Genomic DNA, 13,432 nt, shown 5'->3' on the forward strand with positions numbered 1-13,432 from the left:
AGACATAAGTTCCTTTGGAATAGAGATTTTTATTTTTATTTAATGTTATGATTTGAACTGAGGTGGGCGATTTACTTTTAATAATTAAAGGTAGTGCTTTAGACTGTGGTGGATGATTTGCTTTTAATAATTAAAGGTAGTGCTTTAGACTGAGGAGGATGATTTGCTTTTAATAATTAAAGGTAGTGCTTTAAACTGTGGTGGACGATTTGCTTTTAGTAATTAAAGGTAGTGCTTTAAACTGTGGTGGACGATTTGCAAATCGTCCGTACTGGGATATGGCTTTTGCCGGTGGCAAAAGAAGGAAAAAGAAAAAAGCCATCCTCAAAGAGAATGGCTTTTTAAAATATGAAAATTTAGAAATTCGTAACCCGATAACTATCGGGTCGCAATTAAATATTTCGTAATTATCTATTTCGCGTAATTCACAGATCTTCTTTCACGAATCAAAGTCACTTTTACTTGACCTGGATACGTCATTTCAGTTTGAATTTTTTGTGAGATGGCAAAAGAAAGTTCATCAGCTTTTAAATCTGATACTTTCTCACTTTCTACCATAACGCGTAATTCTCTACCTGCTTGAATAGCGTAGGCTTTAATTACACCATCATACGAAAGTGCATGGTTCTCTAATTCTTTAATTCTGTTGATGTACGATTCTACAACTTCGCGACGTGCTCCTGGACGTGCTCCAGAAATAGCATCCGCTATCTGAACAAGTGGAGAAATCATTGTTGTCATTTCAATTTCATCGTGGTGAGCTCCAATTGCATTACAAACATCTGGTTTTTCACCAAATTTTTCTGCAATTTTCATCCCCAAAATAGCGTGTGGCAATTCTGGTTCGTCCTCTGGAACTTTTCCAATATCGTGAAGCAATCCAGCACGTTTCGCCAATTTCACGTTCAATCCTAACTCTGCAGCCATGATTGCACAAATATTTGCTACTTCTCTACTGTGTTGCAATAGGTTTTGTCCATAAGAAGAACGGTATTTCATTCGACCTACCATTTTCAATAACTCAGGATGTAAACCATGAATTCCTAAATCGATACAAGTACGGCGACCTGTTTCAGCGATTTCATCATCTAAAGATTTTCTTGTTTTAGCAACAACTTCTTCAATTCTTGCTGGGTGAATACGTCCATCAGAAACCAATTGGTGCATTGCTAATCTCGCGATTTCTCTTCTCACTGGGTCAAAGCATGAAAGTAAAATTGCTTCTGGTGTATCATCTACAACGATTTCAACTCCTGTAGCAGCTTCTAAGGCACGGATATTTCTACCTTCACGACCAATAATTCTACCTTTTACCTCATCTGAGTCAATGTTAAAGACAGAAACGGCATTTTCAACTGCTTGCTCATGTGCAACCCTTTGAATTGCTTGAATAATAATTTTCTTCGCCTCTTTGTTGGCGTTCAATTTAGCTTCATCAACGATGTCTTTAATATGAGACATTGCGCCTGTTCGGGCTTCGTCTTTCAATGCTTCCATCAATTGTTTCTTCGCTTCTTCAACATCCATTCCTGAAATACGCGACAATTCTAAAACACGCTTGTCTTGCATTTTCTCAAGCTCATCATGCTTTGCTTGCGTCAATTGAATTTTCTCTTCTAATGTTGCATCCTTCGAATCGACTGACTTTTCCTTGCGGTTTATTTCTTCAATCTTTTTAGATAAATTTTTCTCTTTCGCTTTCGCTCTGTCCTCTGCTGATTGAAGTTTGCGTTCACGATCTTTCATTGTGTTCTCGTGGTCCTCTTTCAAGTTTAAAAACTTCTCTTTGGCTTGAATAATCTTATCTTTTCTGATAGATTCCCCTTCGATTTCAGCCTCTTTTATGATTTGTTCTTTTCTTTTCTTCAATAATACATTCTGTACTATCACGGCAAGTATGACTCCTATTATCAGTCCTATACTTACTCCTATTATTATTTCCATAGTTCTTAAAAATTAAAAATCCCACATCTTTTAAGAGCAGTATTGCTCTTAAAAAAAATGGGAAACGTTTATAACAAAAAATGCAAGTTTATTACTCTACTTCTATATTTTGAGACAATACTTTCAAGGCATCTAGCATTTCAGTTTTCAATACACGCTCTTTTCCATCTGAAGGAGCTGTATTTGCACGTGTTGCCAATTGCAATGAAGTCATCGCTAATAAATCTTGCATATCTTTTACTGCATAACTCTCTTGTAGCTTTTGAACATTGGTATTGATATCTTCCACAGCTTTACGAACCAATTCCTCTTCACCTTCATTAATGGTGAGCGGATAATTGCGTCCGGCAATAACTATTTTAATTGATACTTTACTCATATATATTTATGCTTTCAATCGACCTATACAGTCATCTATTTCCCTTACTAGTGCGTCAATCTGAACTTCGTTCCCTTTTTTGCTTTGATTTTCAAGCGAAAGGCGTTCCTCATGTTGACGCATTAAATCATCGTACTTGTCTCTGAAATCTTTAACTTCTTCAGCGCGTTGACTCAATTTCTCATTAAGCAACTGCACTTCTGATGTCAATTCATTATTTTCAGATTTAACATCAACAAGCGAAGTCCGCATTTTTGCGACCTTTGACTCTATTTCTGCTATGACTTTTTGAATTTCTTCCATTTTTGTACGAATAACACAAAGATAATACTTGCATGGATATAAAGCAATTATTTTTTGGAATGATTTTCATCAATGTTTTGTGCAATGTGACCAATGGTTTTACCGAATGGTAATACGCGATGGTTATACCCAATAGTTATACGCGATGGTTTTTTTAATGTGGTGGCGCAAATGCCCAACTGTGGTGGCGCAATGTTCAATTGTGGTGGTGCAATGTCCAATTGTGGTGGCGCAAATATCCAACTGTGGAGGCGCAATGCATTGCGCCTCTACAGTTGGGAATATTACATATTTCTCCTATACTGCCCTCCAACATTAAACAAAGCATTTGTAATTTGTCCTAATGAACAGAACTTACTTGCTTCCATTAATTTTTCGAACATATTCTCGTTGTTGATTGCTGCTTCTTGAAGAATTGCTAACCATTTTTCGGATTCGTCTTTGCGTGCTACTTTTAATTCAGTAAGCATTTCAATTTGATATTGCTTTTCTTCTTCTGTTGCACGAATTACTTCTTTCGGAATAATTGTTGGCGAACCTGCTGCACTCTTGAAGGTATTTACTCCAATAATTGGAAATTCACCAGTGTGTTTCAATGTCTCGTAATGCAACGATTCTTCTTGAATTTTAGAACGCTGATACATTGTTTCCATTGCACCAAGCACTCCACCTCTTTCTGTAATTCTATCGAATTCTGTTAAAACAGCTGCTTCAACTAAATCGGTTAATTCTTCAATGATGAATGAACCTTGAATTGGATTTTCGTTTTTCGCTAAACCTAACTCTTTGTTAATGATCAACTGAATTGCCATTGCTCTACGTACAGAATCTTCTGTAGGTGTTGTAATTGCTTCATCATAAGCGTTTGTATGCAATGAGTTACAGTTGTCATATATTGCGTAAAGCGCTTGAAGCGTCGTACGAATATCGTTGAAGTTAATTTCTTGTGCATGTAATGAACGCCCAGATGTTTGAATGTGGTATTTCAACATTTGAGCACGTTTGTTCGCTCCGTATTTCTCACGCATTGCTTTCGCCCAAATTCTTCTTGCAACTCTACCAATAACGGCATATTCTGGATCAACTCCATTAGAAAAGAAGAAAGAAAGGTTTGGACCAAACTCGTTGATGTCCATTCCACGGCTTAAGTAATATTCAACATACGTAAATCCGTTAGAAAGTGTCAATGCCAATTGTGTAATTGGATTTGCTCCTGCTTCCGAAATATGGTATCCTGAAATTGATACGGAATAGAAGTTACGTACTTTTTCTTTGATGAAATATTCTTGAACATCTCCCATTAAACGCAATGCAAATTCTGTGGAGAAAATACATGTGTTTTGTGCTTGATCTTCTTTTAAAATATCTGCTTGAACTGTTCCACGAACTACTGAAAGTGTATCTTTCTTAATTTGAGCGTAAACATCTGCTGGTAAAACTTGATCTCCTGTTATTCCTAATAACATCAAACCTAAACCATCATTTCCTTGAGGAAGTTCACCTTGATAAACAGGCTGTTTCGTTCCTAAAGCATCAAAAATTGACTTTATTTTTTCACGAACTTCGTCTTCTAATTCATTTGCAACAATGTATTTCTCACATGCTTGATCAATCGCCGTATTCATGAAATAACCTAGCAACATAGGCGCTGGACCATTAATGGTCATAGAAACCGATGTTTTAGGATCACTTAAATCGAAACCAGAATATAATTTCTTAGCATCATCTAAACAACAGATAGAAACACCTGAATTACCGATTTTACCATAAATATCTGGACGATCAGCAGGATCGTTTCCGTATAATGTTACCGAGTCAAACGCTGTTGAAAGACGTTTTGCTGGCATTCCTAAACTTACATAATGGAAACGCTTATTTGTACGTTCCGGTCCTCCTTCACCTGCAAACATTCTTGTTGGATCTTCTCCTTCACGTTTGAATGGGAATAATCCCGCAGTGTAAGGAAATTCTCCCGGTACATTTTCTTGCAATAACCATCTTAAAATATCTCCCCAAGAAGAATATTTTGGTAAAGCTATTTTAGGAATCTGTAAATGAGAAAGTGATTCAGTATGTGTTTGAATTTTTAATTCTTTATCACGCACTTTGAAAGTAAACTCTGGGTCTTTGTACTTCTGTACTTTATCTCCCCAAGTTTCAATTGCCTCCATATTGTGAGGATTCAAGTCCATTTTTAAAGTCTCAAAAGTCTCCGTTAATCTTTTTACCAAACGGTCTTTGTCTTCTAATTCACTTTCTGAAATCGTATCAATTGTTCCTTGAATATTGTACAATTTATCTGCAACGATAACTTGCGCATCTACCCAACGGTCATACGCACGGTTGCTTTCAGATATTTCAGATAAGTAACGTGTTCTTTCTGGTGGAATAACAAATATCTTCTCAGACATTTCGTCTGTAATCTCAAAAGTAGAAACTAATTTTGTATCCGTTTTATCCTGTAAAGTTTGTAAAATCACTTTGTATAATTGATTCATTCCTGGATCGTTAAACTGCGATGCAATTGTTCCAAAAACAGGCATTGAATCTACTGGCTTATCAAAAAGCACATGATTTCTTTGGTATTGCTTACGTACATCTCTCAATGCATCTAAAGCTCCACGTTTGTCAAATTTATTAAGCGCTATAACATCAGCGAAGTCCAACATGTCAATTTTCTCTAATTGAGTTGCTGCTCCGTATTCTGGCGTCATTACATATAAACTCACATCGGAGTGGTCCATAATTTCAGTATCCGATTGACCGATTCCAGAAGTTTCCAAAATAATCAAATCAAATTCTGCTGCTTTCAACACCAATAATGTCTCCCCAACATACTTTGACAATGCCAAGTTGGATTGTCTAGTCGCCAAAGAACGCATGTAAACCCTATCGTCTGAAATTGAATTCATACGAATTCTATCTCCCAATAAAGCTCCTCCAGTTTTTCTTTTGGAAGGATCTACAGAAACAACTGCAATTCTTTTGTCATCGAAATCTATAAGAAAACGACGCACCAATTCATCCACCAAAGAAGATTTTCCAGAACCACCCGTTCCAGTAATTCCTAAAACAGGAACATTTGCTTTTTCGGCTAAAATGTGCATTTCGTCCAATAAAGCTTTTGACTCTTCAGGATAATTTTCAGCTGCTGAAATCACTTTTGCGATATCTGCATCTTTCTTATTCTTTAAAATCTTTGGATCAATATTAACGTTTTGTCCAACTGGAAAGTCAGATTTCTCGATTAAATCATTGATCATTCCTTGCAAGCCCATCTCACGACCATCATCTGGATGATAAATTCGTGTGATACCGTAAGCTTGTAATTCTTCAATTTCAGAAGGTAGAATTGTTCCTCCACCTCCTGCAAAGATTTTAATTTGTGGCGCTCCTCTTTCCTGAAGCAAATCGTACATGTATTTTAAATATTCTGTATGTCCTCCTTGGTAAGAAGTCATTGCGATTGCCTGAACATCTTCTTGAATTGCACAGTTCACCACCTCATCAACACTTCTATCGTGTCCAAGGTGAATCACTTCACAACCGGAAGCTTGAATGATTCTACGCATTACGTTAATAGCCGCATCGTGGCCATCAAAAAGTGATGCTGCAGTAACTATTCTAACTTTATTCTTCGTTTTATAAGGTAATATTTTCTCCATAATTTCAAAATGCTGAATACCCGCAAATATAATGAGTTTATGTTGAAAAGTGGTGGGTTTGGTTGGGTAATTTTAAAATTTGGTGGAAGGAGACGGATATTGATTAAATAGTAAAGCTTGAAGCTAAATAGGTGTATTTCCATTTGTTAAAACGTCAACAATTAAAACCTTAGTAGTTGAGAAGTTGAACAAGTTAGCTAGGTTTATTTTGTCATTTGAATTAATAAACTGTAAATTCATATTTTAAACAAACCTACATTATGAAAAATCTACTCTTTATCTTACTCATTGCTTTCCTTGCATTGGGTTGTAAGAAAGAAAAGAAAATCGAAAAGAACTTATGGAAACAAGGAGGTGAATGGGAAATTAAGTCATTTGAAGAATCCTACTATAAAATTCCCGCCTCACAATTTGATTATTCTAGTACAATAAATAATGGTGGTTCTATTCAATTTAATAAAGATGGCACTGGAAAATTCAACTACTCTGCAGAATTAGCGGAATATTTGGAGAATGTTATTTATGAAGAGCAAATCAACGCTGAATTTACGTATCACTTTACTGAAAATTCGATTTTCTTTATTTTCACAGATGTTGAAGGTGCAGCATTTGATTTAGAATGGGAAAAAGACAAAATGACTTACAGCTACAATGAATCGAAAGTTCATTATGATCTGGATCAAAATAATGACACGATTCCAGGATCAAAAGAAACAACTGTTTATGCATTGAAATTTAATTGTGAGAAAAAGTAATACTCAAACACTAAAATCATTAAACATGAAACGTTTATTATTTATACTCCTTGCGCTATTCGTATTATTCTCGTGTAGCAAAGAAAAGAAAATTGAAAGAAACCTTTGGAAGAATGGAGGTAAATGGGACATCGTAAAATATGAAGAAATTGTAACTTCAACTTGGCCTGCAAATGAGAAGAATGAAGTAAACGAAAATATTGGAATCCTACAATTTGAAAAAGATGGAACAGGATGGATGTTAGACTCAGACGGATATGATGCCCAAAAATTAAATTTTAAATACACAAATTCTGAAACAGAGTTAATATTAGATTTCTATGAATTTGAATCAACACGCACTTATGACTTAGATTGGGAGGAAAATTCATTTACGCTTACTCAAAGTGGCACACATACCTATACACCTGGAGGTTCTACAGAAGAAATTACTGACCATCGATTATATAGACATACTTGTAAGAAAGAGTGATTTTGTGAAATGGATAAAATAAAGATATTGAAATTCAAGAAAATTTCGTCTTATGAGAATATTTGGATATTTGGATATTAGAGGTTAGATGTTAGACAAAAAGACATTAGACTTTTTGTCAATGCCTGAAATCTAAAATCTATTGTTTGATATGAAACTTTTTATAAGCTAAAACTAGATGTACTAAAGTACATAGTTCTAACTATTTCTGAGACCAATAAATACTCCCCAACGGGAAACCCAATTGTGTCCAAAAACAACCAGTTGACGACATAAATTCCACTTTCAAGTTGCAAAAGTCTCAATTGGGTTCTTTATTCTTTATTTTAACGGAAAATTATACTATTCGTTATGAAGAAACTTTCGTCTGTACTTTTTGCACTTTTATTTTGTTTTTCAATCTTAGCTCAAGATTCACCTCGAAATCACATTATTCATTTGGGAGAAAAGCCTTTTCAAATTGAGGGTTCTATTGCTCAAAATTGGGAGAATATTCAAAATACTAATAATGAATTTGAAGGAGAATTAATTGTTTTGGTTCAGTTCAATGCTATTCCATCAGAAGAAAATAAAGCTACATTGTTATCGAATGGAATAGAATTGTTAAAATACATTCCTAATTTTAGTTGGGTCGCTCGTGTAAAACCGACAGCAACAGCTGAAATTCTGATGGCGAATAACGTTCGTAATATTTCTGAAATTAAATCTGAATGGAAAATCTCTTCTGCTATACAAGCTGGAAACATTCCTTCCTACTCAGGTACAAATGATAATGCACAAGTGAGAATCCTATTTTTTGCTACTCCTAAAAATGCTTCCTTCACATCTATTTTAGGTGAATATGAAGTAACAATTGGTCAAGTCGATAATACATTGAATAGTGTTAAACTAAGTGCATCTGCAACAGAATTGATTAAATTATCGGCGCATCCATTGGTTCAATACATTGAATTTATTGAACCGCCGATTGAGAATGAAACTATTCTTCAAGAATCGGAGCGCATTATGAGTACTTATATTTCAAATAATCCGGCTAAGAATTACTTCTTCAATGGTTCAGGAGCGAATATAGCAGTTGATGAAAGTGGAACATTCGATCCAATAGAAAATCCTAATTTACGAGGTCGAATTGACAGAACGTTTGAAACCCCTGGAGCTCCAAGTGGACACAAAACCAATGTTGGAATGCGAATGGCAAAAGCAGGCAACATTGATCCAACGCAACAAGGAACAGCTTTTGGAGCAACTTTATATTCAGGTGGATTTAGTACGCAAGATGCTGCATCAAATGGAATAAACATCGTGAATCGATCTTATGGTTGGGGATGTCCAACAGGTCCAGAGACTTATAACGGAACTTCTGCCAATTATGATTTTTATGTGCGTACAAATCCTACATTTATAATTACACATTCAGCAGGAAATATTGGTGAAAGCACATGTTATGCTGGATCACCAGGCTGGGGAAACATTACAGGAATGCCTAAAATGGCAAAAAACATATTCAACGTTGGCTCTTCTGGTGATAATGGAGAATTAACCGATTTTAGTAGCAGAGGACCAGCCAAAGACGGTAGATTATTGCCGCATATTGTTTCTCCTGGTCAAGGTGGAACATCTTATGCATCACCCAATTTGGCAGGTGTATTTGCCCAATTGATTGAAGCGTATCGCTTTCATAACAATAACATTACTCCTGATGCTGGACTTTTAAAAGCGATAATTATGAATACCGCTGACGATATGCTCAATCCAGGACCAGATTTTCAAACTGGATTTGGACATGTAAATGCAAGACGCGCTTATGAAGTAGTGAATGAAGGAAACCATCTTGAAGCATCAATAACAAATGGCGCAAATAACAACCACAATATTTCTGTTCCAGCAAATGTGAAAGAATTGAAAGTGATGGTTTATTGGGTAGATTGGGAAGCTTCAGCAGGGATTTCAACGAGAACACTTGTCAACGATTTAGACATTACGTTAACAGATCCAAGTTCAGCTAGTTTTCAACCTTGGGTTTTGAATCCAACTTTCAATGCTATTGCATTAGATGAAATTGCAGTGCGGGCCACAGACACCTTAAACAATAATGAGCAAATAACAATTGATAATCCACAATCGGGATCATATCAATTAAACGTTCAAGGAACAATGGTACCGCAAGGTCCACAAACTTACTATATGACTTACGAGTTTGTTTTTGATGAAGTCATAGTAACTCATCCACATGGAGGAGAAAAATTTGTTCCTGGTGATTTAGAGCGTATTCGTTGGGATGCAACAAGCACTGGGCAGAGTTTTGCCATTTCTTACAGTCAGAATAACGGAACTTCTTGGAGCAGCATAGCCACTGGAGTTGGATCAAATGACCGCTATTATGATTGGAATGTACCACAAGATTTAACAAACGATGCACTTATTAGAATTGAGAGAGGAAATTTGGAAGGACAAAGCGATGCTACTTTCATTATTTCTCAACAACCAGATGATTTCTCACTGGCGTGGTCTTGTGCTGATTCTTCCTTGTTTTCATGGGATGCGCTGCCAAATGCAGATGGCTATATTGTTTATCGAATTGTTGGAGACTATATGGATTCTGTAGATTACACGACTACAAATGCAGTAATTCTTAATGGACTTTCATTAACAGCAACTGAATATGTTTCCATCTCAGCGGTTGTGAATGGTGTAAAAAGCAGAAGAGTTACAGCAGTTGAGAGAGCACCTTCAGATTTGAATTGTAACGAAAATGATATTGGATCGATACAAATTTTAACACCAGGCGTTGCGAACCTTCCGAGCTGTATGAGTTCTAATTTATCTGTCAAAATAAAATTACGGAATTGGGGCGTAAACTCAGTAGACACTCTGCCCGTTAGTTACCGCTTAAATGGAGGAATTATAAATATTGATACTGTTTTTGTAAACGTTCCATCGGCTAGTGAATATGATTTTACCTTCACTCCTGTTTTCAATCTTCTAACTGGAAGCAACACAATTGAAGTCTGGACTAGTTTAAACGGAGATTTGATCACGATGAATGATTCTATCATAAGCAATATAATGGTTTATCAGAGTGTGGGCGCAGGTGCGAATCTAATGCAAGATTTCGATAACTTTTCTAATTGCAGTAACGCTAATAATTGTGAACTAACGAATTGTAGTTTACAAGATGGTTGGTACAATATTCCGAATGGATCAGGAGATGATATCGACTGGAGAACGAACAACGGATCGACCTTATCATCAGGAACAGGACCTTCATCAGACCACACTTCTGGATCAGGTAAATATTTATACATTGAAGGTTCGGGGCCTTGTAATAACAGTTCTGCGCGTCTTTATTCTCCATGCATAGATTTAACGGGAATAAACAATGCTCAGCTTTCATTTTGGTATCACGCACTTGGTAGTTCGATTGGAGAATTACATGTTGATGCTATAGCAAATGGAGAGTTTTATGAAGATATAATGACTCCTATTGTTGGAGAGAAAGGCGATCAGTGGATAAATCAGGTTGTAGATCTTTCGCAATTTAGTAATCAAAATATTGTATTGATTATTCGAGGTTCGAATGGACCAAATAGTTGGTATTCTGATTTAGCTATTGACGATATTAATATTACGACATTGCCTATTGCTGATTTCTCGGTGAATGAAACTGAATTATGCGCTGATGAGATTATAACGATTTCAAATACATCGGCTAATGCTGATACTTACGAATGGAATTTCCTACCAAACACAGTAAATTATGAGGCAGGAACGAATAACAATTCGATTAATCCACAAGTAAGTTTCAATGCTCCAGGTTTTTATTCTATTGAACTTATTGCTTCAAATGCTAATGGAGATGATGCATTAAGCTTTACAGACTTTATTTATGTTTGGGAAGAACAGCCTCAACTTTCTGGCAATCCTTTTTGTAGTAGCGATTCTATAATTATTCAGGCAAATAACAGAGGTACGTTCGTTGAATATTATTTGAATGGAAGTGTTGTTTATTCTGGAACAGACTCTTCTTTCTTTTTCGAAAATGCTGTAGAATCAGATGAAATATTCATCACTTATTCTATTAATAGCAATTGTAAAATTTATTCTGACACCTTGACCATTACTTATGTTGATGTAGAAGTTGGAATTACCCAAATTGAAGATCAAGTTAATGCTGTGGCGATTGATGCTCAATATCAATGGATAAATTGCTTCAATGATTCTCTGCCTATAATTGGAGATACCAATAATATTTTCACTCCTTCAGAAAATGGAGCGTATGCTTTGGAAGTTACTGAAAATGGTTGTACTGAAAGGTCTGAATGCTTTGAGTTTATTCTTCCGCCGTATATCAATTATGCCAGCGACAGCATTAATATTTTTCCAAATCCAACTAAGAATAATGTGACACTTCAGTTTGGAGTTGAAAAAGAATTTATTGATATTCAGATTTATACCGTTTTGGGTCAACTGATTTCAAAAATGACTGCACAAAACACGAGTATGGTTGAGATTGATTTGCCTGAAACATCAACGGTTTATATGATTCATGTTGAATCGGAGGATGTAAATCGTGTTTTTAGGATTGTAAAGGATTAGGGCGAATATAAAATCGCTACGACGAGATAAGTACAACCGTTACCACGAGATACAATCTCGCTGTAACGGTTTTGCAAAAGAGTTAAAATTCTAATTTTAAAATTTTGAACTATTCGATTAATTTAAAACTAGAATTCGTAATTATCAATTGTTAATTATCAATTATCTTTCGGGATTCATCACCTTCGTCTGATGACGAATAGATTCTTGGTGAATGGCATCTAAAATACTTCTTAAAAAGTCAATGCTCAATTCAAGCTCTTTGGCTTTTGCTAAGCGTTGATCTATCATTTTCTTCCAATGTTCAGATTGTAGAATGGTGATGTTATTTTCCTTTTTGTAGACACCAATATCTCTTACAATTTGCATTCTTTCTTTCAGCAAGTCAAACATTTGATTATCGATTTCAGCAATTTTTCCACGCTGAATTCCAATAAAATCTACTCCTTCTAATTGAATATTTGCTTTTCTAAGCACCAATTGATTTAATAATTCTTTTAATTGAATTGGCGTAATTTGCTGTTCAGCATCCGACCAAGCTTTATCAGGATTATTATGTGTTTCAATCATTAATCCGGCAAAGTTTAAATCCATTGCTTTTTGGGCAACATTTAGCAATCCATCTCTTCTTCCTGAAATATGACTTGGATCGCAAATCACTGGAATATCTGGCATTTCTTCTGTTAAACCAATAGGAATTTCCCAATTGGGTACATTTCTATAACGTGGATGCTTATAAACTGAGAAACCTCTGTGAATGGCAACTAAATCATTAATTCCCGCTTTTTGCAAACGTTCAAAAGCACCAATCCACAACATTAAATCTGGATTAATTGGATTCTTTACCATTACGGTAATTTCCGTTCCTTTTATAGCATCCGCAATTTCTTGAACAGCAAAAGGATTTACGGTAGTCCTCGCTCCTACCCACAAAACATCAACTCCAGCTTTCAATGCGGCTTCAACATGTTTTGCATTGGCCACTTCTGTTGTTACAGGAACACCGATTTCTTTTCCGGCATTCACCAACCAAGGCAAACCAATCGCTCCTACTCCTTCAAAAGAATCTGGTCTTGTTCTTGGCTTCCATATTCCACCACGAATTAAAGCAGGTTTAGTTTCCGCAGCAATAGCTTTTGCAACATTCATTACTTGCTCCTCACTTTCAACACTGCAAGGTCCAGCAATCAGAAATGGTCGCTTGTATTTTTTAAGATTGTTTTGTAGATCCAATTTCATAGGTTTTCTTTCAGCTTATTATCATTATTGCTTGGTCTTAACCACAACAACTTTAAAATAGATTTGTTTTGGATCAATT

Annotated in this window: 9 protein-coding genes; 4 read left to right on the plus strand and 5 right to left on the minus strand. The window is 35.7% G+C overall.

Features of this window, described 5'->3' with window-relative positions; genetic code table 11:
- The first annotated feature begins 197 nt into the window (after window positions 1-197).
- Window positions 198-407 (plus strand): hypothetical protein, encoded by a 210-nt coding sequence (locus ERX46_RS13120; protein ID WP_165366233.1) that lies wholly within the window; start codon window positions 198-200, stop codon window positions 405-407.
- 4 nt (window positions 408-411) lie between these two features.
- Here the strand turns inward: ERX46_RS13120 and rny are convergent, their stop codons facing one another.
- From rny to ERX46_RS13140, 4 genes are all read right to left on the minus strand, one after another.
- Complete coding sequence (gene rny, locus ERX46_RS13125; protein ID WP_130094325.1) at window positions 412-1,944, minus strand: ribonuclease Y; 1,533 nt, start codon at window positions 1,942-1,944, stop codon at window positions 412-414.
- Between the two features lie 91 nt (window positions 1,945-2,035).
- Window positions 2,036-2,323: a cell division protein ZapA gene (locus tag ERX46_RS13130; protein WP_130094326.1), complete on the minus strand. Its 288-nt coding sequence runs from the start codon at window positions 2,321-2,323 to the stop codon at window positions 2,036-2,038.
- 6 nt (window positions 2,324-2,329) lie between these two features.
- Complete coding sequence (locus ERX46_RS13135) at window positions 2,330-2,626, minus strand: hypothetical protein (protein WP_130094327.1); 297 nt, start codon at window positions 2,624-2,626, stop codon at window positions 2,330-2,332.
- 284 nt (window positions 2,627-2,910) lie between these two features.
- Complete coding sequence (locus tag ERX46_RS13140; RefSeq protein ID WP_130094328.1) at window positions 2,911-6,291, minus strand: methylmalonyl-CoA mutase family protein; 3,381 nt, start codon at window positions 6,289-6,291, stop codon at window positions 2,911-2,913.
- 260 nt (window positions 6,292-6,551) lie between these two features.
- On the opposite strand from ERX46_RS13140, the gene ERX46_RS13145 reads away from it, so the two are divergent.
- From ERX46_RS13145 to ERX46_RS13155, 3 genes are all read left to right on the plus strand, one after another.
- Window positions 6,552-7,046 (plus strand): hypothetical protein, encoded by a 495-nt coding sequence (locus ERX46_RS13145; protein WP_130094329.1) that lies wholly within the window; start codon window positions 6,552-6,554, stop codon window positions 7,044-7,046.
- A 25-nt stretch (window positions 7,047-7,071) separates the two neighbouring features.
- Window positions 7,072-7,518, plus strand: a complete 447-nt coding sequence (locus ERX46_RS13150) for a hypothetical protein (protein ID WP_130094330.1) — start codon at window positions 7,072-7,074, stop codon at window positions 7,516-7,518.
- A gap of 351 nt (window positions 7,519-7,869) precedes the next feature.
- The gene (locus tag ERX46_RS13155) at window positions 7,870-12,114 is read left to right on the plus strand and encodes a S8 family serine peptidase (RefSeq protein WP_130094331.1); all 4,245 of its coding nucleotides are present in this window, start codon (window positions 7,870-7,872) and stop codon (window positions 12,112-12,114) included.
- 162 nt (window positions 12,115-12,276) lie between these two features.
- Here the strand turns inward: ERX46_RS13155 and ERX46_RS13160 are convergent, their stop codons facing one another.
- Entirely contained in the window at window positions 12,277-13,353 is a 1,077-nt protein-coding gene (locus tag ERX46_RS13160; protein WP_130094332.1) for a chorismate mutase, read from the minus strand.
- Between the last annotated feature and the right edge of the window lie 79 nt (window positions 13,354-13,432).

Origin of the sequence: Brumimicrobium glaciale (genome assembly GCF_004152935.1) — a bacterium.
Lineage (GTDB): Bacteria > Bacteroidota > Bacteroidia > Flavobacteriales_D > Crocinitomicaceae > Brumimicrobium > Brumimicrobium glaciale.